Source organism: Cellulosimicrobium cellulans, assembly GCF_006539945.1.
Taxonomy (GTDB): domain Bacteria; phylum Actinomycetota; class Actinomycetes; order Actinomycetales; family Cellulomonadaceae; genus Cellulosimicrobium; species Cellulosimicrobium cellulans.
On the sequence record NZ_BJNZ01000028.1, the window covers coordinates 14,950 to 36,581 of the forward strand.

Consider the following 21,632-nt stretch of genomic DNA (forward strand, 5'->3'; position numbering starts at 1 on the left):
GGCTCAGGCGATCTCGCCCTCGCGCAGCGTGCGGCGCTCCGCCTCGACGGCGAGGAGAGCGGCGAACGCCTCCTGGTACGCGGCGAGGTCGGCCGTGGGGTCGAGGCGCTGGAGCCGGCTCTTCGCGTCGGCGACGCGGCGGGTGAGACCGAGGTCGACGAGGCCGCGTACGACGCCGGCGACGTAGCCGCCGACGACGTTCTCCCGGTCCTCCGGCAGGGGCGCGACGGCGAGCTCGGTCACCAGGCCGCGCACGGGCTCGGCAGCCTGCTCGACGACGGCCTCGACCCAGTGCCCCGCGCCGAGCGTCGCCCCCTCCCGCACCCCGCCCGCGGCACGGATCGCAGCGTGGACGGCGCGCCAGGCCGGGACGGCGAACGCGTCCTCCCCGAGGTCGTCGAACACCGGCGGCACGTGCTGGGGGTACTGCAGGACGGCGACGAGCGCGAGGCGCTCGCGGCGCGCCACGGGGTCGCGCGGGTCGGGCGCGGGCAGCGCGGGGACCTCGGGCTCGGGTGCGGGGGCCTCCGCGCCTGGGCGGGCGGCGTCGGTCCGGGCGGTGCGGACCGGACCGGGCGCGCTGCCCCGCTTGGCGGCGGCTGCCACCTCGCGGCGGACGCGCTCGGCGTCCATGCCGATCCAGCCCGCGAGCATGCGGGCGTACTCGGGGCGCAGCGCGGCGTCGCGGATCCCGGCGACGACGGGTGCCGCGGCGCGCAGCGCGCCGACGCGGCCCTCGGCGGTGTCGAGGTCGAACGTCGCGAGCGTCGTCCTGATGACGAACTCGAAGAGGGGCTGGCGCCCGTCGACGAGGGCGCGCACTGCGTCGGGGCCGCGCGCCATGCGCAGCTCGCACGGGTCCATGCCGCTCGGCTCGACGGCCACGAACGTCTGGGCGTAGAAGCGCTGGTCCTCGCCGAACGCGCGGACGGCGGCCTTCTGCCCCGCCGCGTCGCCGTCGAACGTGAACACGACCTCGCCCCCGACGGACGCGCCCGACGCGAGCTGCATCCCTCCCCCGGCCGTCGTGTCGCCGAGGAGCCGTCGCACGATCCGCGCGTGGTCGGAGCCGAACGCCGTGCCGCACGTCGCGACGGCGGTCGTCACGCCGGACAGGTGCGCCGCCATGACGTCGGTGTACCCCTCGACGACGACGACGCGCTTCTGCTTGGCGATCTCGCGCTTGGCGAGGTCGATGCCGTAGAGCACGTGGGACTTCTTGTAGAGCGAGGTCTCGGGCGTGTTGAGGTACTTGGGCCCCTGGTCCTCGTCGTAGAGGCGGCGCGCGCCGAACCCGACGATCTCGCCCGTGACGTCGCGGATGGGCCACACGAGCCGCCCGCGGAACCGGTCGTAGATGCCCCGCTGACCCTGGCTCATGAGGCCCGACGCCACGAGCTCGGGCTGCGTGAAGCCGCGCCCCTGGAGGTGGCGCTGGAGGTTGTCCCAGCCGGTGGGCGCGTACCCGACGCCGAAGTGCTCCGCGTCGGCGCGGTCGAAGCTGCGCTCGGCGAGGAACGCGCGGGCCGCCTGCGCCCCGGGCGCGAAGAGCTGCTCGGAGAAGTACTGCGCCGCCACGCGGTGCGCCTCGAGCAGCCGCTGGCGCCGGCCCGGCTCCTCGCGCGGGCGCTGCGGCCCGCCGGAGTCCTCGTAGCGGAGCTGGATCCCCACCCGGTCGGCGAGGTACTCGACGGCCTCGACGAAGGTCAGGCCGTCGATCTTCTGGACGAACGAGATGACGTCGCCGCCCTCGCCGCACCCGAAGCAGTGCCAGCGCCCGACGCCGGGGCGCACGTGGAACGACGGCGACCGCTCGTCGTGGAAGGGGCACAGGCCCTTGAGCGAGCCGACGCCCGCGGTCTTGAGGGTGACGTGCGCGGAGACGATCTCGTCGATCCGTGCGCGGTCGCGGACGGCTTCCACGTCCTCGCGTCGAATCAGGCCTGCCACGGAGCGAGTCTATGCGCCCGGCGATGCCGTCGGGGATGGCTCGACGGCGGCGTCGGTCACCCCTGGGCCGACCCCGACGCGGCCCCGACGAGCGCGTCGCGCGACGCCGCGCAGCGGCGTGCGTAGGCACCGGGCGTGGACCCGGTCGCGCGCGCGAAGTCGGTGCCGAGGTGCGCCTGGTCGTAGTAGCCGACGGCGGTCGCGAGCGCCGCGAGGTCCTGGTCGGGGTCGGCCGCGAGCAGGTCGGCGGCGAGGTGCACGCGGTGTCGCTGCAGGGCCCACTTGGGACTCACGCCGACGTGCGCGGCGAAGAGGCGCTGGAGCGAGCGCGACGACGTCCCGACGACCCCCGCGAGGTCGCCGACGCCCGCGCCCGGCCCGAGCTCGCCGCCCACGAGGGCCGCGAACGCGCGCGCGACGCGGTCGAGGTCGCGCTCGGCACGGACGGTCCGGGCGCGCTCGGCCCGCGCACGCAGGAGCGGCTCGACGGCGCGCGCCGCGTCCTCGTCCCGGCCCCCGTGGGCGAGGCCGAGCGCGGTGACCCCGGTGCGCTCCGCCGTCGGGCCGAGGAACGCGGCGGCGGGGACCTGCACCCCCGGGCGCACGGCGTCCGGGTGCCCGAGCAGCACCCGGAACGCACCGGGCCGCAGCTTGGTCCCGACGACGGCGCCCGAGCCGGTCAGGGTGCGCTCGAACAGGCCGGGCGGGATGCCGTGCGCGGCATAGCCCGACTCCTCGGCGACGACGTTCGCGACGGGGTGCGGCACGAGGACCTGGGTGAAGGACTCCCCCGGCGGCAGGTCCCAGCGCACGACCCAGTGCCGCTCGACGAGGTCCGTGAGGTCGGGCGCCGGCTCGACGCGCACGAGCTCGAACCCGCGCCGAGCGGAGGCGGGGTCGACGAGCCCCCGCAGGGACGTCGTCGGACGGCGCCGGGACGCCGCTCCCGCGTCGGCGCGTCCAGAGGGTTCGAACACCTGTCGCATTCCTCCAAGACTGGCACGGCCCGCCGACACGAGCATGGTGGGACGGCCCGCACCTCGCGGGCGACCACGACGAGGAGGACACCATGGAGATGTCGGCACTGCACCCCAACGTCACGGTGAACGGCGCGCGCGAGGCGATCGCGTACTACGAGGCGGCGCTCGCCGCCGAGGTGGTCGACACGATCACGGCGGGCGACACGATCATCCACTCCGACCTGCGGCTCGTCTCCCCCGCCGGGACGTCCACGTTCACGGTCGCGGAGGCGTTCCCGCCCGACTCCGTCGCACCCGAGGCCGGAGCGCCGACGCACGCGTCGTTCACGATCCCGGTCGAGGACGCCGACGCCGCGTACGCGCGGGCCGTCTCAGCCGGCGGGTCGAGCATCGCGGAGCCCGCGGACTGGTTCGAGGGGTTCCGGCAGGCCGCGGTCCGCGACCCGTTCGGGCACCGCTGGTACTTCGTGACCGTCGCGGACTCCGTGACGGCCGCGGACGTGCAGCGCGCCAGCGACGCCTGGATGGCCGAGCAGGCCTGAGGCGACCGCGGGTCGCGCCCGTCGGCCTCAGGCCGGCGGGCGCACGAGGCGTGCGTGGAACTGCATCGCCGAGACGTCCGTGAGCGAGGCGACCTGGTCCACGACGACGCGCAGCCGGGCCGCGTCGTCGGCGGCGGCCTCCCAGTCGGCTGCGAAGGACGGCTCGAGCGCGACGGGCGCTCGGTCGGCGAAGACGTGGACGAGGTCGGCGATGACCTCGCGCTGGCGCTGGTAGAGCGGCTCCTGCTCGCGCGGCGCCATGACGTAGGCGACCGCGACGCCCTTGAGCACGAGGATCTCCGCGACCGTCTCGTCCGGGACCACGAGCCGCGCGGCGTACCGCGTGAGCGGCCCGTCCCCGTAGAGGGCGCGCGTCGCGTCCTGCGCCGCCCCGGTGAACCGGCCGATGAGCTGGCTCGTCGCGTCCTTGAGCGCAGCGAGCGCGCGGCGCGAGCCGTCGAACCCGGTGACCAGGTGCCCGGTGCCCTGCAGGCGCGTGATCGCGGCGTCGAGCGCCGCCTCGTCGTACGCGGTGCCGTACCAGGAGTGGACCGCGCGCACGACCCGGGCCCGCTCGTCGGGGTCGTCCAGCACCGCGAGCTCGATGCGCCCGCCCACGATCGCGTCCTCGACGTCGTGCACGGAGTACGACACGTCGTCCGCGAGGTCCATGACCTGCGCCTCGAGGCACTTCACCTGGCTCGGCGCGCCCGCGCGCAGCCAGTCGAACACGGGCCGGTCGTCCTCGTAGACACCGAACTTGTGCGTCGGACGTCCGTCGGCGCGCAGCGGCGCCTCCCCCGCGCCCCACGGGTACTTGACGCTCGCGTCGAGGCTCGCGCGCGTGAGGTTGAGCCCGTACGACCGCCCGTCCTCGTCGACGACCTTGGGGTCGAGCCGCGTGAGGAGGCGCAGCGTCTGCGCGTTCCCCTCGAACCCGCCGACGTCGACCGCGAGGTCCGCGAGCGCCCGCTCCCCGTTGTGCCCGAACGGCGGGTGCCCGAGGTCGTGCGCGAGGCACGCGGTGTCGACGATGTCCGGGTCGCACCCGAGCGCCTTGCCGATCTCGCGGCCCACCTGCGCGACCTCGAGCGTGTGCGTCAGGCGGGTCCGGACGAAGTCGTCGCTGCCCGGCCCGAGCACCTGCGTCTTGGCACCGAGGCGCCGCAGCGCCGACGAGTGGACGATGCGCGCGCGGTCGCGCTCGAACGGCGTGCGGGCCCGGGACTTGGCGGACTCCACGAACCACCGCTCGGTGTCGGCGTCCGAGTACGACGCCGTGCCCTCCTCGCCGCGCGCCGGGCGCGGCCCGGTCCCCACGACCGCGGGGTCGAACGCCTCCTGCTCGAACGTCTGCACGGGCCCCAGCGTAACGACGCCGGTCAGGCCGTGGCGGGAGCCGGGTCCGCGAGGCCCGGGTAGACGCCCGTCGCGCGGCGTGCGGGCGTGGTGGGGCGTAGCCTCGCGCACATGGGTGCAGCGCAGGCGCTCGAGCTGCGGGCCGTCACCGTCGACGGCCTGGTCGAGGTCGTCCCGTACGTCGACGGCCGCTCGCTCGTCGACCTCGTCGGACGGCACGAGTCGGCGCGCGGCTACTCCCCCGCGGGCGCGTACGGCGGGCTGGTTCCCGCGTTCTTCCGGTACGGCGACGCCGCGCACCAGTGGTACGGCCGTGGGCGGACGCCGTCGGGCGGGCACGCGTGGGTGCTCGCGTGCGACTGCCACGAGGCCGGGTGCTGGCCGTTCGAGGTGACGGTCGACGCCGACCCGACGACCGTCGTCTGGCGCGACCTCACCCAGCCGTTCCGGCCCGAGTGGGACTACTCCGCGCTCGGCGCGTTCACGTTCGACCGCGCGCAGTACGACGACGCCGTGCGCCAGGTCGCGCACCTCTTCCGCTGAGCGCTCAGCCCAGGCGCCACACCCCGACGGCCGGGCCGTCGCCCGCGAGCCGCGCGCCGCCGTCGTGCCGGGCGAGGTCCAGCGTGCCGTGCAGCCGCTCCGCCTCCCCGCGGCCCACGAGCCCCGGGTGCAGCGTGACGCCGTCCCACGGCGCGCGGGCGAGCGCGACGAGCACGCGCTCGCCGGGCGTCTCGCGCAGGTAGACGAGGGCGTCGTCGTCCACGTGCACCCAGCGCAGGCCGCCGTGGCGCAGCGCGTCGGAGCCGCGCCGCACCGCGACGAGCGCTCGGTACAGGTCGAACGTCGCGGCGTCCCAGCGTGCGCCGTCGTCCCACGGCATGGTCGCGCGACCGTGCTCGCCGTTGAGGCCCGTGAGCCCCACCTCGTCGCCCGCGAACACGACCGGCGTGCCGGGGTAGGTGAGCAGGAGCGTCGCCGCGACCTCGACCATCTCGCGCGAGCCGACGATCGAGCGCAGGCGCGGGGTGTCGTGCGACCCGAGCATGTTCCACTGCGACGCCGTGACACGCCACGGCAGCACGGCGTCGAACTCGCGCATGGTCGCGACGACGTCGCGCCCCCCGCGCCGCGGCGTGCGCACCGGCAGCCCGAGGTACGGCACGGGCGAGTCCGCCGGGGACAGCCACGTCCAGGCCGGACGCGTGAACGCCGAGTAGTTCATGTTCGCGTGCCAGCCGTCGCCCGCGAGGTCGCCCGAGGCGTCGTGGAAGTGCTCCGCGACGAGCGCCGCCTCGGGGTTCGCGGCCTGCATGGTCGCGCGCAGGCGCCGCGCGACCTCGAGCGTGCGGTCCTCGGCACCGAACCGGCCGGTCATGTTCGCGACGTCGATCCGCCAGCCGTCGAGACCGAACGGCTCGCCCAGGTAGCGCCCGACGACGGAGCCGGGCCCGTCGATCATGCGCGCCCCGAGCTCGGCCGAGCCGTACGACAGCTTGGGCAGCGACGCGTGCTCGAGCCAGCCCACGTACCCGGGCTCGCCGTCGGTCCAGTAGTAGAAGTCGCGCTCCGGTGCGCCGGGGTCCGCGAGCGCCCGCGCGAACCACTCGTGCCCGGCGCCCGTGTGGTTGGTCGTGAGGTCGCCCATGACGCGCAGCCCGCGCGCGTGCGCGGCGCGGATCAGCGATGCGTACGCCGCGTCCCCGCCGAGCAGCGGGTCGACGTGGTCGAACGTGCTCGCGTCGTAGCGGTGGTTGGACCGGCCCGGGAAGACAGGGGTCGTGTACAGGGTCGTCACACCGAGCGCGACGAGGTGGTCGAGCCGCTCCTCGACCCCCGCGAGGTCGCCCCCGTAGAGCTGCGTCCCGACGTCGGGCCCCGACCCGTGCGGCTCGTCGCCCCAGGCCGCCGGGACGGCCCACTCCGGGAGCGGGCGCCCGTCGGCCGCGGCCGAGCGGGCGAACCGGTCCGGGAAGACCTGGTAGACGACGCCGTCGCGCATCCACGCGGGCGCCCCCTCGTGGACGGTGAGGCGGAAGTCCGCGGCGTCGGGCACGTCGCGGTCCCACACCCCGCGGCCGTTGAGCCAGCGGTACCCGCGCTCGCCCTCGTCGAGGAAGAACCGGTACCCCGTCTCGGGGTTGTGCACGAGCACCTCGGCGACGTACCAGTCCTCGTGCTCGTCCGAGCGGTCGAGGCGCGCGGGCGCGAGCCGGGGCTCGCCGTCGCGCACGGTGCGCAGCCACACGTCGCGCACGCCCGCCGACCGGGGGACGCGTACGCGGACCGGGACCGTGTCCCCGAGGGCGGGGACGCCCTCGGGGACGTACAGCGCCGAGCCGTCGTGGTGCGGGACGGGGGTGGCGACGTCGCGCACGCGGTCAGCCCTTCACGGAACCGGCGGTGAGACCGCCGACGATGTACTTCTGGAGGTAGAGGAACAGCGCGAGCACGGGCAGCGCGGAGATCACGGCGCCGGCCGTGAACAGGCCCCAGTTCGCCTCCTTGAGCGACGACACCCACCCGTAGAGACCGACGGCGAGCGTCCAGTTGCGCTCCGACGTGAGGACGATGCGCGCGATGATGAACTCGCCGAACGTGCTGATGAACGACAGCAGCGCGACGACCGCGAGGATCGGCGCCACCAGGCGCAGGATGATCGTCCAGTAGATCTGCGAGTGCGTGGCGCCGTCGATCTTGGCGGCCTCGTCGAGCTCGCGCGGGACCGTGTTGAAGAACCCGTACATGAGGAACGTGTTCACGCCGAGCGCGCCGCCCAGGTACACGGCGATGAGGGCGATCTTGCTGTTCAGGCCGAGGATCGGGACGACGTTCCCGAGCCCGATGAGCAGCAGGAAGATCGCCACGAACGCGAGCATCTGCGGGAACATCTGGACGATGAGCAGCGACGTGAGGCCCATGCGGCGACCGGCGAACCGGAAGCGAGAGAAGGCGTACGCGGCGGCCGCGCCCATGAGGACCGTGCCGACGGACGTCGCGACCGCGATCACGAGCGTGTTGCCCATCCACGTCCAGAACATCGTGGTGCCGAGCTCGGCGTAGTTCGCGCCGCTCACGTCCGAGAAGAGCGTGTTGGAGCCGGTGAGCGTGCCGTTCTCCGACAGGGAGGCCGAGAGGACGTAGACGAGCGGGAAGGCCGCGTAGACGACGGCGATCACGCCGACGACGTGCCGCCAGCCGAGCTCGGAGAACCAGCGGCCCGGCTTCATGCGGGTCCGCGGGATCGAGGACGGGGCGGGCCGACCGCCGACGACGGGGGGTGCCTGGGTGGTCGCCATGTCAGCTGATCTCCTCGAACTTGCGCGTGCTGCGGAAGGCGATGGCCGAGATCGTCCCCACGATGACGAAGATGACGATCGACAGCGCGCTCGCGAGACCGAAGTCCTTCTGCGCGGACCCGTCGACACCCGAGATCGAGTAGACCATCGAGATGAGGATGTCGGTGTGGCCGAGGGGGACGGACGCGTCGGCGAACCGTGGACCGCCGCCGGTGAGCATGTAGATGAGCGTGAAGTTGTTGAAGTTGAAGGCGAACGACGAGATGAGCAGCGGCGCGGTCGCGATGAGCAGGAGCGGCAGCGTGATGGACCGCCACATGCGCCAGCGTCCTGCGCCGTCGATCTTCGCCGCCTCCGTCACGTCGCCCGGCAACGACTGGAGGGCGCCCGTGCAGATGAGGAACATGTAGGGGAAGCCCAGCCACAGGTTCACGCCGAGCACGGAGAGCTTCGCGAGCCACGGGTCCGTGAGCCACGGGATGTGCGCGCCGCCGAGGATCACCTCGTTGATGAACCCGAAGCGCGTGTTGAGCAGGCCGGACCACAGCAGCGCGGCGAGGAACCCCGGGATCGCGTACGGCAGGATCATGAGCGTGCGGTAGACCTTGCGCCCGCGCATCCGCGTGTCGTTGAAGACGATCGCGAGGAAGAGGCCGAGCAGGAACGTCGTGACGACCGAGCCGATCGCGAAGACGAACGTCCACACGAGGATCTTGACGAACGGCTGCGCGTAGCGGGCGTCGGAGAACGCGGTGACGAAGTTGTCGAACCCGACGGGCACGCGCCACCCGACCGCGAGGGTGGAGCCGTCGGGAGCCTGGAACTGGCCCTCGTCGTTCGGCGTGTAGACGGTGCCGGTCGTCGTGTCGGTCATGGTGTCCGCCGCGGCGTCCCACTCGAGCGCCGAGGTGTAGACGTATCCGGTTCGCGCGTCCGTGGTGCGGATCGACCCGTCCTCCGGGTCGTCCGAGACCGGCACACGGAGCTCGGTCACCTCGGCCTGGCGCTGGAGCACCTGGTCGCGGGGCAGCACGGTGAAGCCGGGGACGTCGGTCGCGCGCCCGTCCTCGACCGTCGCGCCGTCCACGGTGGCAAGCGGCCGGTCTGCCGTCCCGGCCTCGACCTCGCCGTCCTCGGTGACGACCGCGAAGCCGAGCGCGTCGCCGTCCTCGACCACGGTGAGAGCCGACGAGGGGGAGCCCTCGACGCGGCGCTCGTTCTGGATCAGCAGCGCGGAGACCGCCTGCTCCTTGGTCGCGTTGTGCCCGGTGCCGTAGTTGGTGAAGGCGACGTACCCGGTGTAGCCGACCACGAAGATCTGGTAGACGAGGAGGAAGAGCAGGCCGGGAAGGATGTACTTGAGCGGGAGCGCGCGCTTCGAGAAGTACACCCAGTTCGCGACCACGAGCATCGCGAGGGACGCCACGAGGATCCCGTACGAGCCCTCGGTCCACGCGGACCAGACCACGTACACGCCGAGCGCGTCGACGACGGCCATGAGCGCGAGCTTGACGAAGAACCCGGGGCTGTAGTCGCGCGCGTGCGAGGCGTCCGCAGCGCGCAGCCCACGGGTGCGCCGCGGCGGCGGCCCGTCGGTTCCGAGAGGGCCGACTTCCGCGTCGGTCGTGGTCTGTGGGGCGGACATCCTGGTGCCTCCGAGGTCGTGACGCGGTTCGTCCCGCGTCGTCCCGTGTGTCGTCGTGCCGCGTCGCGGCCGGTGCCGGACCGTCGGTCACGCCGTCGCGGCACGCAGGTGACCCTGCGCACCGCGACGGCGGTCCGGTCCGAGCCGGGTCAGGAGCCCATCGCGCCCTGGATGTCGGCGATCATCTTGTCCCAGGTGGGGACGGGGTCGGCACCGCTGACGATCGCGGCCTCCGTCACGCCCCAGAAGCTCCAGACGGACGCCATCTCGGGGATCGACGGCATCGGCACGGCCTCGGCACCGACGGCGCGGAAGCCCGCGACGATCGGGTCGCCCGCAGAGGCGGAGTCGGCCGCGACCGTCAGCGCCGGCGGACGGTTGCCTGCCTGGTAGAGGGCGAGCTGCGCCTCCTCGGTCGAGAGGAAGTTGACGAGGAAGTCGTTCGCGACGATCGCGTTCTTGCTCTCGGCGCTGAGGTAGAAGCCCTGGACGCCGACGAACGGCTGAGCGGGCTGCCCACCCGCGGTCGGGATCGGGTCGATCGACAGGTCCATGCCCTCGAACGAGTCGATCATCCACGGGCCGCCGACGATGAACGGGGACTCGCCGTTCTTGAACGCCTCGACGGCGATGTCGTACGTGGTGTCCTGGCTGAGCACGCCGGCCGCGCCCTGCGCGCCGAGCCACTGCGCGAACGCCTGGCCCTCCGGGCCGCCCATCGCGAGCTCGGACGAGTAGCTGCCGTCCTCGTTCTGCGTGAAGACCGGGGCGCCGAACGACGTCTGGAACGGGTAGTGGGTGTACGGGTCACCCTTGTCACCGTCGGACTGGACGAGGATCGGGAACTTCGTCCCCGCAGCCTGGCCGGCGGCGACGGCCTCGTCCCACGTGGCAGGCGCCTCCGGCGCGAGAGCGGTGTTGCGGATCAGGGCGATGTTCTCGATCGCGTAGGGCAGGCCGTAGACCTGGCCGTCCTGCGTGAACGCCTCGATGGAGACGTCCTCGAACTCGGCCGCCTTGTCGCCGAGCTCGAGCGGGGCCACGACGCCGTTCGTCGTGAGCTCACCGAGCCAGTCGTGCGCGCCGACCGTGATGTCGGGGCCCTCGCCCGTCGGGACCTGCGCGAGGAAGTCCGCGCGGATGTCCTCGAAGTTCTTGAGGACGACCTCGACGGTCGTGCCGGTCTCCGACTCGAAGGACTCGGCCGCCGCGGTCACGGCGTCCTGACGGGTCTCGTCGACCCAGACGGTGAGCGCGCCGCCGCCGGAGGTCTCCTCCGCGCTCGGCTCGTCGGTGCTCTCGTCTCCCGAGCCGCCGGACGAGCAGGCGGCCAGCGCCAACGTCGTGGTCAGCGCGGCGGCAAGAAGGATGCTCCGTCGCATCAGTGGTCACTCCCAGCATGTTGCAGTGCGGTGGTGGCCGACGTCGGTTCGCACCGACCGTGGCCCTGATGCGACGACGGTAGATCGCGAGGTGGCACGGATGCAAGTCGTTGCGGTAACTTTCATGCAACGCTTTGCAGGGCGCCGTCCGGCGCCCACCCGCCTCCCCCGGCCGACGGGTTCGCGCGCCTCCGCACGGAGATTCGCGGCTCACCGGCCGGACGACCAGGACGAGGAGGTCCGGTGTCCCCTACGCTTCCCCATGTGCGCACCCGTCTCAGCGATCTCGCCGCCCAGGCCGGCGTCTCCACCGCGACGGTCTCGCGCGTCCTCAACGGGAAGCCCGGCGTCGCGAGCGAGACCCGCCAGGCGGTGCTCGCGGCTCTCGACGTGCTGGGCTACGAACGTCCCTCGACGCTGCGCACCCGCTCCGCCGGCCTCGTGGGGCTCGTCGTCCCCGAGCTGACGAACCCCGTCTTCCCCGCGTTCGCCCAGACCATCGAGTCGCTCCTGTCGGAGCACGGGTACACGCCGCTGCTGTGCACGCAGTCGCCCGGCGGCACGACCGAGGACGACTACGTCGACATGCTCATGGACCACGCGGTCGACGGCATCGTCTTCGTCTCGGGCCTGCACGCCGACACGCAGGCGAGCCACGAGCGCTACGAGCGCCTGCGCAGCCGCGGCATCCCGATCGTGCTGGTGAACGGCTTCGCCGAGGGCATCGACGCGCCGTTCGTCTCCCCCGACGACGTCGCGAGCGTCGAGCTGTCGGTGCGGCACCTGGTCTCGCTCGGGCACCGCAACGTCGGGCTCGCGATCGGGCCGGACCGGTTCGTCCCTGCCCGGCGCAAGCTTGCGAGCTTCGCCGAGTCGCTCGTGCGTCACGGGCTCGTCGCCGACGAGTCCGAGGCGGGGGAACACGTCGTCGTCACCCTGTACACCGTCGAGGGCGGGCAGGCGGCGGCCGGCGAGCTCATCGACTCCGGCCACACCGCGATCATCTGCGGGTCCGACCTCATGGCGCTCGGCGCGATCCGCGCGGCCCGCTCGCGCGGCCTGCGCGTACCCCAGGACGTCTCGGTCGTGGGCTACGACGACTCGCCGCTGATCGCCTTCACGGACCCGCCGCTCACCACGGTGCGCCAGCCCGTCAACGCCATGGCGCACGCCGCGGTGAGTGCGCTGCTCACCGAGATCGCGGGCGAGCGCGCTCCGCGCTCGGAGCTCCTGTTCCAGCCGGAGCTCATCGTCCGCGACTCCACGGGCGCCGCCCCGGCGACGGGCTCGCCCACCGCCTGACGGCACCACGCCGGCGCAGCACGAACGCGGCGCGACGCACGCCGCGGCGTCGACGACCACCCCTCCGGACCGCCGGACGGAGACCCGTCGTCCCGCCACCGCAAGCGCTTACACTCGACGGAGGGTCGGCGTCACCCCCGCTCCGTCTGCCGAGTGATCCCCCCTGAAGAACCCGCCACCACGCACGTGAGGACCGACAGCTCGATGACTCGTATCGATTCGACGCCGACCGCCAGCACCACCGCGACGGCCACCGCGCCCTTCAGCACCGGGGCGCTCGTGCACACCGGCCCGGGCGAGGCGCCGGAGTGGTGGCGCGACGCCGTGATCTACCAGGTCTACCCGCGCTCGTTCGCGGACGGCGACGGCGACGGCGTCGGCGACCTGCCCGGCATCACCTCGAAGCTCGACCACCTCGCCGAGCTCGGGGTCGACGCGGTCTGGCTGAGCCCGTTCTACCGCTCGCCCCAGAAGGACGCGGGCTACGACGTCGCGGACTACCGCGACGTCGACCCGCTGTTCGGCACGCTCGCGGACTTCGACGAGCTGCTCGCCCAGGCGCACGCGCGCGGGATCCGCATCATCGTGGACCTCGTCCCGAACCACACCTCGGACCAGCACGCCTGGTTCCAGGCGGCGCTGGCCGCGCCCGAGGGCTCGGTCGAGCGCGCCCGCTACGTCTTCCGCGAGGGTGAGGGCGAGCACGGCGAGCTGCCCCCGAACAACTGGCAGTCGATCTTCGGCGGCCCCGCGTGGACCCGCGTGACCGCTGGCCCGGGTGCCCGTCCCGTCACCGGGGCCGAGGGCGAGACGCCCGGCCAGTGGTACCTGCACCTGTTCGACTCCACGCAGCCCGACCTCGCGTGGGACAACCCCGAGGTGCGCGAGGAGTTCGAGCAGGTCCTGCGCTTCTGGCTCGACAAGGGTGTGGACGGGTTCCGCGTCGACGTCGCGCACGGCATGATCAAGGCCGACGGCCTGCCCGACTGGGACGGCACCGTCTCGATGGTCGAGGGAACCGAGGCCGGCGAGGAGGGCACCGACCCGGGCGCCCCCGAGGACGGCTCCACGGGCGCCGGCAACTCCGGCCCGATGTTCGACCAGGACGGCGTGCACGAGATCTACCGCGCGTGGCACCGCGTGCTCGCCGAGTACGACGGCGACCGTGCGCTCGTCGCCGAGGCGTGGGTCGAGCCGCTCTCGCGCCTCGCGCGCTACGTGCGGCCGGACGAGATGCACCAGGCGTTCAACTTCTCGTTCCTCACCACCGCGTGGTCGGCGGCGCCCCTGCGCACCGTGATCGCGTCGTCGCTGCGCGCGAACGACGAGGTCGGCGCGCCCACCACGTGGGTCCTGTCGAACCACGACGTCGTGCGGCACGCCTCGCGCCTCGGCCTCGCGGACCCCGGCCTGCGTCCCAACGGGATCTTCGCGCACGACCCGCAGCCCGACGAGGAGCTCGGTCTGCGCCGCGCGCGCGCCGCGTCGCTGCTCATGCTCGGCCTGCCCGGGTCGTCGTACCTCTACCAGGGCGAGGAGCTGGGCCTGCCCGAGCACACCGCCCTGCCCGACGACGTGCGCGAGGACCCCGCGTTCTTCCGCACACAGGGCGCCGAGGCGGGCCGTGACGGCTGCCGCATCCCCCTCCCCTGGCGCGCGGACGCCGACGGCTTCGGCTTCGGCCCGTCCGGGAAGACGTGGCTCCCCCAGCCCGCGTCGTACGCGCGCTACGCCGCCGACGCGCAGCGCGGCGTCGAGGGGTCGACGTACGAGACGTACCGCACCGCGCTCGCGACGCGCCGCGCCGAGCGCCTCGGCTCGGGCACGCTCGCGTGGGTCGAGGACTACGCGGACTCCGTGGACGTCGTCGCGCTGCGCAACCGCGACGTCGTCGTGCTCGCCAACCTCGGCACGGAGCCCGTCGTGCTGCCGCGCGGCACGGAGGTGCTCGTGGCGTCGGACCCCGTCCTCACCGACCGTTCCGCGGACCCGCAGGTCCGCGTGCCGTCCGACACGACGGTGTGGCTGCGCGCGCTCTGACCGGGTGAGCCGAGCAACGGCCGGGGTCCGCGAGGGCCCCGGCCGTCCTCATGCCCGCAGGCCGGACTCGAACGCGGCGCGGACCACCTCGGTGGCGAACGCCGCGTCGTCGACGTAGGCGGACGCGGAGCACACGACCGTCCCCGGGGCGGCGACGCGCCACCACGATCCGGCGACCGGGACCACGAGCACGGCGCCACGCACGTCACCGATCCCGACGCCGTGCGTGCGGGCCACGTCCGCGGCGAGCGCGCGACGGTGGTCCGCCGCGGTTCGTCGGTGCAGCACCTCGGCGCGGTCCGCCTCGCGCTCCGCGAGGGCACGGTGCGCCTCGGGCAACAGGCGCGCGACGGCGTCGCGCAGCGCGGGCACGTCGTCCAGCGCCGCGAATGCGGGCGGTGAGCCGACGGCGTCCCGCGCCACGGACCGCGCGCGGACCCAGCCGAGGAACGCGTCCTCCCCCGACGGAGGCTCCTCGATCCTTCCGGCGGCCTCGAACGCGAGGGCGGCGCGCCACCAGACGATCCATCGCGACGCCGCGGCATCGCGCGCGTCCGCCGGGAGCAGCGCCGACCGGTCGGCCGGTGCCGGCTCGCAGTGCGGCGGCGTGTCGTCGACCGCGGCGACGAGCCCGAGCGCGTCGCGGACCCACAGCAGCAGGTCGAGGTCCCCGCCGTCCGACACCGACAGGCGCCACCCCGGCCGAGCCTCGAACCGCACCGCGGACCCCTCTCGCTCGTCGCCGTGGGCTGTCGGACCGGCGTCAGCCGCCGGAGACGCTCAGCTCGGCCTCGCGCAGGCGCTCCTCGTTCTCGGCGTCGAGCTCGCGCGAGTCCAGCCACCCGTAGGGCAGGTGCGGCGTCTTGGGCGACCCGGCACGGCCGCGCTGCCCCTCGGCGGCCTCGCCGGGGTACGGGGCGTCCAGGTCGAGCGCGTCGAGGTGCCCGCGCAGCTCGTCGAGGGTCGAGACCATCGCGAGCGCGCGGCGCGCGTCGCCGCCCACCGCGTAGCCCTTGAGGTACCAGGCCATGTGCTTGCGCAGGTCGCGCATGCCCTTGCCCTCGTCGCCGTCGAAGTACTCGATCATGAGCTCGCCGTGGCGGTAGATCGTGTCGGCCACCTCGCGCAGCCCGGGTCGCACGCGCTCGGACCGGCCCGCGAACGCGGCGGCGAGGTCGGCGAACAGCCACGGCCGCCCCTGGCACCCGCGTCCGACGACGACGCCGTCGCAGCCCGTCTCGCGCACCATGCGGACCGCGTCCTCGGCGGACCAGATGTCGCCGTTGCCGAGCACCGGCACGCTCGTGACCGCCTCCTTGAGGCGGGCGATCGCGGTCCAGTCCGCGGTGCCCGAGTAGTGCTCGGCGGCCGTGCGCGCGTGCAGCGCGACCGCGGCGACGCCGAGGCCCTCGGCGATGCGGCCGGCCTCGAGGTAGGTGAGGTGGTCGTCGTCGATGCCCTTGCGCATCTTCACCGTGACGGGGACCCCGTACGGGCGCGCCGCCTCGACGGCGCCCCGCACGATCGCGGTGAACAGGTCGCGCTTCCAGGGCAGTGCCGCTCCCCCGCCCTTGCGCGTCACCTTGGGCACCGGGCAGCCGAAGTTGAGGTCGACGTGGTCGGCACGGTCCTCGGTGACGATGATGCGCACGGCCTCGCGCACGGTCGCCGGGTCCACGCCGTACACCTGCGCAGAGCGGGGCGTCTCGTCCGCGCCGAACGTCACGATGCGCAGCGCCTCGGTGTTGCGCTCGACGAGCGCGCGGCTCGTGACCATCTCGGCCACGTAGAGGCCCGGGTCGTCGCCGCCGCTCGCACCGGCCTCGCGGCACAGCGTGCGGAAGGCGCGGTTCGTGACGCCCGCCATCGGGGCGAGGACCACCGGCGTCCGGGCGACGATCGGGCCGATCCGCAGCGGCGCGAGCAGCGGACCCGCGCCGGCGGAGGCCGTGCCGGGGTCGCTGGTCGTCGTGCTGAGGACGGGGGCGGGAGCAGTCACGCGCTCCATTGTCCCATCCGGTGCGGCCTCACCCGCGAGAGGCGTTCAGCGAGCGAGCAGCGGCCGGTCGTGGCAGTGTTGAGGAGGTCCGGCAATCCGGGCCGGACATGGACGAAAGGGACGACATGCCTCTCTGGCTCATCCTGGTCATCGTCGGCGCCGTGCTGCTCATCCTCGGCGTCGCCATCGAGGCCGCGAAGATCCTCATCTGGATCGGCATCATCGTGCTGGTCGTGAGCCTCGTGATCGGTCTGCTCAACCGGGCGAAGGGGGCGGCCCGCTAGCGCGAGGCCGCAGGGGGCGACGCGTCCCGACACGACGCGACGGAGGGGCGGGACCGCAACGGTCCCGTCCCTCCTGCGTGCCCGGCGCGCGGACCCTCGGGGCGCGCGCTCGGGCAGACGGTCAGGCGCCGAGCAGGTGCCCCGCCAGGTACTCGGTGACCTTGTCCAGCGCGACGCGCTCCTGGGCCATCGAGTCGCGGTGCCGGATCGTCACGGCCTGGTCGTCGAGCGTGTCGAAGTCGACCGTGATGCAGAACGGCGTGCCGATCTCGTCCTGGCGGCGGTACCGGCGGCCGATGGCACCGGCGTCGTCGAAGTCGACGTTCCAGTACTTGCGCAGCTCGGTCGCGAGGCCCTTCGCCTTGGGCGAGAGCTGCTCGTTGCGGCTCAGCGGCAGGACGGCGGCCTTGACCGGCGCGAGGCGGTGGTCGAGGCGCAGGACCGTGCGCGTGTCCACGCCGCCCTTCGCGTTGGGGGCCTCGTCCTCGGTGTACGCCTCGACGAGGAACGCCATGAGCGAGCGCGTGAGGCCCGCGGCCGGCTCGATGACGTACGGCACCCAGCGCTCGTTCTTCGTCTGGTCGAAGTACGAGAGGTCCTTGCCGGAGTGTTCGGCGTGCGTCTTGAGGTCGAAGTCGGTGCGGTTCGCGATGCCCTCGAGCTCGCCCCACTCCGAGCCGGAGAAGCCGAAGCGGTACTCGATGTCGACCGTGCGGGTCGAGTAGTGCGACAGCTTCTCCTGCGGGTGCTCGTACAGGCGCAGGTTGTCGCGCGCGATGCCCAGGTCGACGTACCAGTCGGTGCGCGTGTCGATCCAGTACTGGTGCCACTCGGCGTCCGTGCCCGGCTCGACGAAGAACTCCATCTCCATCTGCTCGAACTCGCGCGTGCGGAAGATGAAGTTGCCCGGCGTGATCTCGTTGCGGAACGACTTGCCGATCTGGCCGATGCCGAAGGGCGGCTTCTTGCGGCTCGCGCCCATGACGTTGGCGAAGTTCACGAAGATGCCCTGAGCCGTCTCCGGGCGCAGGTAGTGCAGGCCCGACTCGTCCTCGACGGGGCCGAGGTACGTCTTGAGCATCATGTTGAAGTCGCGGGGCTCGGTCCACTGTCCGCGCGTGCCGCAGTTCGGGCAGACGATCTCGGCGAGGCCGCCCTCGGGCGCACGGCCCTTCTTCTCCTCGAACTCCTCGATCATCTGGTCCTCGCGGAACCGCTTGTGGCAGTGCAGGCACTCCGTGAGCGGGTCGGTGAAGACGCCGACGTGGCCCGAGGCGACCCAGACCTGGCGCGGGAGGATGACGGAGGAGTCGAGGCCCACGACGTCGTCGCGGCTGGTGACCATCGCACGCCACCACTGCTTCTTGATGTTCTCTTTGAGCTCGGTACCGAGCGGCCCGTAGTCCCAGGCGGAGCGGGTACCGCCGTAGATCTCGCCCGAGGGGAAGACGAACCCGCGCCGCTTGGCGAGGGAGACGACGGCGTCGAGACGGGCGGTGGGTGAGGGCGCTGCGGCCACGGACATCACTCCTGGTGCTCACGGCCCCGCACGTGGCTCGTGGGGGCTGGACGGGTGGGCGACGCCCGCACGGGCGCCGACCGACCAGCGTACCCGGCCGTGACCCGGCTCACCGGGAACGGTTTTGACATTCATTCTCAAGAAGGCGGAGACTGGTGGTCATGCACCGCTCCCCCGCCCGGCGCCGTCGCGCCCTCGCCACCACCGCCGCCCTCGCCACGGCCGCGCTCGTCGCGGCGTGCTCCCCCGGTGCCGGCGGCTCGGGAGGGGGCGGCGACGACGGCCGGCTCCAGGTGCTCGCGTCGTTCTACCCGCTCCAGTACGTCGTCGAGCAGGTCGGCGGGGAGCACGTCGACGTCTCGAACCTCACGCCGCCCGCGGCCGAGCCGCACGACCTGGAGCTCGCGCCCGCGCAGGTCCGCTCGATCGGCGACGCCGACCTCGTCGTCTACCTCTCGGGGTTCCAGCCCGCGGTGGACGAAGGCATCGAGCAGCGGGCGCCCGAGCACGTGGTCGACGCCGCGGCGTCGGCCGGGCTCGAGGAGCACCCCGGCGGCGAGGGCGACCACGCCGACGAGACCGCGGAGGAGCACGCCGAGCACGCGGACGAGTCCGGGGACGGCCACGACCACGGCCCCACGGACCCGCACTTCTGGCTCGACCCGACGCGCCTGGCCGCCGTGGGCGACGCCGTCGCCGACGAGCTCTCCGCGATCGACCCCGACCACGCGGACGACTACGCGGCCGGCGCCGCCGCCCTCACCGCGGACCTCGACGACCTGGACGCGGAGTTCGCCGCGGCGCTCGCGCCGTGCGCGGGCGCGACGCTCGTCACCTCGCACGAGGCCTTCGGCTACCTCGCCGAGCGCTACGACCTGCATCAGGTCGGGATCTCCGGGATCGACCCGGAGGCGGAGCCCTCGCCCGCGCGCCTGCGCGAGGTGGGCGAGGTCGTCCGGGAGAACGGCGTGACCACGCTCTTCTTCGAGACCCTCGTCAGCCCCAAGGTGACCCAGACGCTCGCCGACGACCTCGGTGTCCGGACCGCGCTGCTCGACCCGCTCGAGAGCCTCGCGGAGGGCGCGACGGACTACCGTGAGGTCATGGAGTCCAACCTCGAGGCGCTCACCTCCGGCCTCGTCTGCTCATGACGGACGCAGCGGAGCTCGTCGCCGCGCGCGACGTCCACGTGACCCTCGGCGGGAGCGAGATCCTGCGCGGCATCGACCTGACGGTCCGCGCCGGCGAGGTCGTCGCGGTCCTCGGCGCCAACGGGTCGGGCAAGTCGACGCTCGTGCGGGCGCTCGTCGGGATCGTGCCGCTGTCCCGCGGCTCCGTCGACCTGTTCGGCGCACCGCTCGGTCCCCGCCTTCCCTGGCAGCGGCTCGGATACGTGCCGCAGCGCGTCGCCGCGCCGTCGGGCATGCCTTCCACGGCGTCCGAGGTCGTCGCCTCCGGACTCCTCGGCGGCGGCCGTCTCCGGCTCCCCCGCGGCTGGCGGGCGCGCACGGTCGAGGCGCTCGACCTCGTGGGGCTCGCCGACCGCGCGGACGACTCCACCGCCGAGCTGTCGGGCGGCCAGCAGCAGCGCGTGCTCATCGCACGGGCCCTGGTCCGCCGGCCCGACCTCCTCGTCCTCGACGAGCCGGTCGCCGGCGTGGACAAGCCCAGCCAGGAGGCTTTCGCCGCGACCATGACGCGGCTCGTCGGCGACGGGCTCACCGTGCTCGTCGTCCTCCACGAGCTCGGGGCGCTCGCCCCTCTCATCGAGCGCGCCGTCGTGCTGCGGCACGGCCGCGTCGTGCACGACGGCGCCCCGCCCCGCGCGTCGTCGACCCACGCCGGCGCCGCGCACCAGCACCTGCACCCGCACGAGCCCGCGGACAGCGACAACCGCGCCACGGGCCCGGAGACGGGTCTCACCGACACCCTGAACCCCGACCTCGCCGCGGGCCATGCACCCAGGACGGCCTCATGACCACGTTGTTCTCCGAGATCTCCTTGATGCTCACCGACCCGCTCATGCAGCGCGCTCTCCTCGCCGCGCTCCTGGTCGGCGTCAGCGCGCCCGTCGTGGGCACCTACCTCGTGCAGCGCAAGCTCTCGCTCCTCGGCGACGGCATCGGACACGTCGCCCTCACCGGCGTCGCGCTCGGCTGGCTCGTCGGCGCCGCGATGGGCGTCGTCCCGAACGACGCGCTCGCGATCCCGGGCGCGGTGGTCGCGGCCGTGCTCGGTGCGGTCGCCATCGAGGTCGTGCGCGAGCGCGGCCGCACGAGCGGCGACCTCGCGCTCGCGCTCCTCTTCTACGGCGGCATCGCCGGCGGCGTGCTGCTCATCGGCCTCGCGGGCGGCTCGTCCGGGAGCCTCATGCAGTACCTGTTCGGCTCCATCTCGACCGTCACGTCCTCGGACCTCGTCCTCACGGTCGTGCTCAGCGCGGTGATCCTGCTGGTCGGCGTCGGGCTGCGCGCGGCCCTGTTCTCCGTGAGCCACGACGAGGAGTTCGCGCGCGCGTCGGGCCTGCCCGTGCGCACGCTCAACATCGCGGTCGCCGTCGTCGCCGCGCTCACCGTGACGGTCTCGATGCGGGTCGTCGGGCTGCTGCTCGTCAGCGCCCTGATGATCGTGCCCGTCGCGGTCGCGCAGCTCGTCACGCGCTCGTTCCGCCGGACGATGCTCGTCGCGTCCGTCGTGGGCGTGGTCGTGTGCGTCGTCGGGCTGTCCTTCACGTACTGGAACAACGTCTCTCCCGGCGCGACCATCGTGGTCCTCGCGATCGCGACGTACCTCCTCGTCGCCGTCCTGCGGCCTCTGTGGGTCCGGCGACGCCCGCGCGTGGCACGTGACCCGCACCCGGACATCCCCGACGACGTCGAGCTCGACCTCGTACCCTCGGGGGCGTCGGACCGCACACCCGGAGGTGACACGTGCAGCGCATGACCCGGCAGCGCGCGGCCGTCTCGGACGCGCTGGAGGACCTCGACGACTTCCGCAGCGCCCAGCAGCTCCACGAGATCCTGCGCACGCGCGGGGACAACGTGGGGCTCGCGACCGTCTACCGCACGCTCCAGAGCCTCGCGGACGGCGGCGACGTCGACGTGCTGCGCACCGAGGAGGGCGAGAACCTCTACCGCCGGTGCGAGCGCCGCGAGCACCACCACCACCTCGTGTGCCGCACGTGCGGTCGAACCGTCGAGATCGACGGCCCGACCGTCGAGGCGTGGGCCAACCAGGTGGGCACGTCGCACGGGTTCGTCGACATCCAGCACACGATCGAGCTGTTCGGCACGTGCGCGGGGTGCGCACGCGCGTCCGTGCGGGACTGAGC

19 protein-coding genes are annotated in these 21,632 nt (G+C 73.4%); 9 read left to right on the plus strand and 10 right to left on the minus strand.

Annotated elements, in window-relative coordinates:
- Positions 1–3 precede the first annotated feature (3 nt).
- On the minus strand, positions 4–1,950 hold the full coding sequence (gene dnaG, locus CCE02nite_RS16880; RefSeq protein ID WP_141390779.1) for a DNA primase: 1,947 nt from the start codon (positions 1,948–1,950) through the stop codon (positions 4–6).
- 56 nt (positions 1,951–2,006) lie between these two features.
- On the minus strand, positions 2,007–2,936 hold the full coding sequence (locus CCE02nite_RS16885) for a helix-turn-helix domain-containing protein (RefSeq protein WP_170227363.1): 930 nt from the start codon (positions 2,934–2,936) through the stop codon (positions 2,007–2,009).
- A gap of 83 nt (positions 2,937–3,019) precedes the next feature.
- Here CCE02nite_RS16885 and CCE02nite_RS16890 point away from each other — a divergent pair, with 83 nt between their 5' ends.
- Positions 3,020–3,472: a VOC family protein gene (locus CCE02nite_RS16890; RefSeq protein ID WP_141390781.1), complete on the plus strand. Its 453-nt coding sequence runs from the start codon at positions 3,020–3,022 to the stop codon at positions 3,470–3,472.
- Positions 3,473–3,499: 27 nt separating this feature from the next.
- Here the strand turns inward: CCE02nite_RS16890 and CCE02nite_RS16895 are convergent, their stop codons facing one another.
- Complete coding sequence (locus CCE02nite_RS16895; protein ID WP_255318930.1) at positions 3,500–4,792, minus strand: deoxyguanosinetriphosphate triphosphohydrolase; 1,293 nt, start codon at positions 4,790–4,792, stop codon at positions 3,500–3,502.
- 150 nt (positions 4,793–4,942) lie between these two features.
- Here CCE02nite_RS16895 and CCE02nite_RS16900 point away from each other — a divergent pair, with 150 nt between their 5' ends.
- Positions 4,943–5,374 (plus strand): hypothetical protein, encoded by a 432-nt coding sequence (locus CCE02nite_RS16900; RefSeq protein ID WP_141390783.1) that lies wholly within the window; start codon positions 4,943–4,945, stop codon positions 5,372–5,374.
- 4 nt (positions 5,375–5,378) lie between these two features.
- Here the strand turns inward: CCE02nite_RS16900 and CCE02nite_RS16905 are convergent, their stop codons facing one another.
- From CCE02nite_RS16905 to CCE02nite_RS16920, 4 genes are all read right to left on the minus strand, one after another.
- Positions 5,379–7,208 carry a glycoside hydrolase family 13 protein gene (locus tag CCE02nite_RS16905; RefSeq protein WP_141390784.1) on the minus strand — a complete coding sequence of 610 codons (1,830 nt, stop codon included), beginning with the start codon at positions 7,206–7,208 and terminating at the stop codon, positions 5,379–5,381.
- A 4-nt stretch (positions 7,209–7,212) separates the two neighbouring features.
- Positions 7,213–8,130, minus strand: coding sequence for a sugar ABC transporter permease (locus tag CCE02nite_RS16910; protein ID WP_141390785.1), 918 nt, complete (start codon positions 8,128–8,130; stop codon positions 7,213–7,215).
- Between the two features lies 1 nt (position 8,131).
- Positions 8,132–9,775 (minus strand): ABC transporter permease subunit, encoded by a 1,644-nt coding sequence (locus CCE02nite_RS16915; RefSeq protein WP_141390786.1) that lies wholly within the window; start codon positions 9,773–9,775, stop codon positions 8,132–8,134.
- Between the two features lie 149 nt (positions 9,776–9,924).
- Positions 9,925–11,157: a sugar ABC transporter substrate-binding protein gene (locus CCE02nite_RS16920; RefSeq protein ID WP_141390787.1), complete on the minus strand. Its 1,233-nt coding sequence runs from the start codon at positions 11,155–11,157 to the stop codon at positions 9,925–9,927.
- A gap of 264 nt (positions 11,158–11,421) precedes the next feature.
- On the opposite strand from CCE02nite_RS16920, the gene CCE02nite_RS16925 reads away from it, so the two are divergent.
- Together CCE02nite_RS16925 and CCE02nite_RS16930 are read left to right on the plus strand one after the other, a co-directional pair.
- Entirely contained in the window at positions 11,422–12,459 is a 1,038-nt protein-coding gene (locus CCE02nite_RS16925; RefSeq protein ID WP_255318928.1) for a LacI family DNA-binding transcriptional regulator, read from the plus strand.
- A 204-nt stretch (positions 12,460–12,663) separates the two neighbouring features.
- A complete protein-coding gene (locus CCE02nite_RS16930; RefSeq protein ID WP_141390789.1) occupies positions 12,664–14,499 on the plus strand; it encodes a glycoside hydrolase family 13 protein in 1,836 nt (611 codons plus the stop codon).
- A 48-nt stretch (positions 14,500–14,547) separates the two neighbouring features.
- Here the strand turns inward: CCE02nite_RS16930 and CCE02nite_RS16935 are convergent, their stop codons facing one another.
- Both CCE02nite_RS16935 and dusB read right to left on the minus strand, forming a co-directional pair.
- Positions 14,548–15,219 (minus strand): hypothetical protein, encoded by a 672-nt coding sequence (locus CCE02nite_RS16935; RefSeq protein ID WP_141390790.1) that lies wholly within the window; start codon positions 15,217–15,219, stop codon positions 14,548–14,550.
- Between the two features lie 43 nt (positions 15,220–15,262).
- The gene (gene dusB, locus CCE02nite_RS16940; protein WP_141390791.1) at positions 15,263–16,507 is read right to left on the minus strand and encodes a tRNA dihydrouridine synthase DusB; all 1,245 of its coding nucleotides are present in this window, start codon (positions 16,505–16,507) and stop codon (positions 15,263–15,265) included.
- A gap of 116 nt (positions 16,508–16,623) precedes the next feature.
- Between dusB and CCE02nite_RS20565 the strand changes: the two genes are divergently transcribed.
- Positions 16,624–16,782, plus strand: coding sequence for a hypothetical protein (locus tag CCE02nite_RS20565; protein WP_021483859.1), 159 nt, complete (start codon positions 16,624–16,626; stop codon positions 16,780–16,782).
- 121 nt (positions 16,783–16,903) lie between these two features.
- Here the strand turns inward: CCE02nite_RS20565 and CCE02nite_RS16945 are convergent, their stop codons facing one another.
- Positions 16,904–18,301, minus strand: coding sequence for a glycine--tRNA ligase (locus CCE02nite_RS16945; RefSeq protein ID WP_255318929.1), 1,398 nt, complete (start codon positions 18,299–18,301; stop codon positions 16,904–16,906).
- A gap of 161 nt (positions 18,302–18,462) precedes the next feature.
- Here CCE02nite_RS16945 and CCE02nite_RS16950 point away from each other — a divergent pair, with 161 nt between their 5' ends.
- Genes CCE02nite_RS16950 through CCE02nite_RS16965 form a run of 4 tightly spaced genes read left to right on the plus strand, consistent with a single transcriptional unit; the run spans position 18,463 to position 21,630 of the window.
- Positions 18,463–19,452: a metal ABC transporter substrate-binding protein gene (locus tag CCE02nite_RS16950; protein WP_141390793.1), complete on the plus strand. Its 990-nt coding sequence runs from the start codon at positions 18,463–18,465 to the stop codon at positions 19,450–19,452.
- A complete protein-coding gene (locus CCE02nite_RS16955) occupies positions 19,449–20,279 on the plus strand; it encodes a metal ABC transporter ATP-binding protein (RefSeq protein ID WP_141390794.1) in 831 nt (276 codons plus the stop codon). The genes CCE02nite_RS16950 and CCE02nite_RS16955 overlap by 4 nt, the downstream gene beginning before the upstream one ends.
- Positions 20,276–21,244 carry a metal ABC transporter permease gene (locus CCE02nite_RS16960; RefSeq protein WP_141390795.1) on the plus strand — a complete coding sequence of 323 codons (969 nt, stop codon included), beginning with the start codon at positions 20,276–20,278 and terminating at the stop codon, positions 21,242–21,244. The genes CCE02nite_RS16955 and CCE02nite_RS16960 overlap by 4 nt, the downstream gene beginning before the upstream one ends.
- Positions 21,241–21,630: a Fur family transcriptional regulator gene (locus tag CCE02nite_RS16965; protein WP_053371578.1), complete on the plus strand. Its 390-nt coding sequence runs from the start codon at positions 21,241–21,243 to the stop codon at positions 21,628–21,630. Before CCE02nite_RS16960 ends, CCE02nite_RS16965 begins: the two co-directional genes overlap by 4 nt.
- Positions 21,631–21,632: the final 2 nt, after the last annotated feature.

Bases quoted from the DNA above. Each gene is read 5' to 3' on its own strand.
- CCE02nite_RS16885 (WP_170227363.1), bottom strand. From the start codon at position 2,936: ATGCGACAGGTGTTCGAACCCTCTGGACGCGCCGACGCGGGAGCGGCG.
- CCE02nite_RS16890 (WP_141390781.1), top strand. From the start codon at position 3,020: ATGGAGATGTCGGCACTGCACCCCAACGTCACGGTGAACGGCGCGCGC.
- CCE02nite_RS16900 (WP_141390783.1), top strand. From the start codon at position 4,943: ATGGGTGCAGCGCAGGCGCTCGAGCTGCGGGCCGTCACCGTCGACGGC.
- CCE02nite_RS16910 (WP_141390785.1), bottom strand. From the start codon at position 8,130: ATGGCGACCACCCAGGCACCCCCCGTCGTCGGCGGTCGGCCCGCCCCG.
- CCE02nite_RS16915 (WP_141390786.1), bottom strand. From the start codon at position 9,775: ATGTCCGCCCCACAGACCACGACCGACGCGGAAGTCGGCCCTCTCGGA.
- CCE02nite_RS16920 (WP_141390787.1), bottom strand. From the start codon at position 11,157: ATGCGACGGAGCATCCTTCTTGCCGCCGCGCTGACCACGACGTTGGCG.
- CCE02nite_RS16930 (WP_141390789.1), top strand. From the start codon at position 12,664: ATGACTCGTATCGATTCGACGCCGACCGCCAGCACCACCGCGACGGCC.
- dusB (WP_141390791.1), bottom strand. From the start codon at position 16,507: ATGGAGCGCGTGACTGCTCCCGCCCCCGTCCTCAGCACGACGACCAGC.
- CCE02nite_RS20565 (WP_021483859.1), top strand. From the start codon at position 16,624: ATGCCTCTCTGGCTCATCCTGGTCATCGTCGGCGCCGTGCTGCTCATC.
- CCE02nite_RS16950 (WP_141390793.1), top strand. From the start codon at position 18,463: ATGCACCGCTCCCCCGCCCGGCGCCGTCGCGCCCTCGCCACCACCGCC.
- CCE02nite_RS16955 (WP_141390794.1), top strand. From the start codon at position 19,449: ATGACGGACGCAGCGGAGCTCGTCGCCGCGCGCGACGTCCACGTGACC.
- CCE02nite_RS16960 (WP_141390795.1), top strand. From the start codon at position 20,276: ATGACCACGTTGTTCTCCGAGATCTCCTTGATGCTCACCGACCCGCTC.
- CCE02nite_RS16965 (WP_053371578.1), top strand. From the start codon at position 21,241: ATGACCCGGCAGCGCGCGGCCGTCTCGGACGCGCTGGAGGACCTCGAC.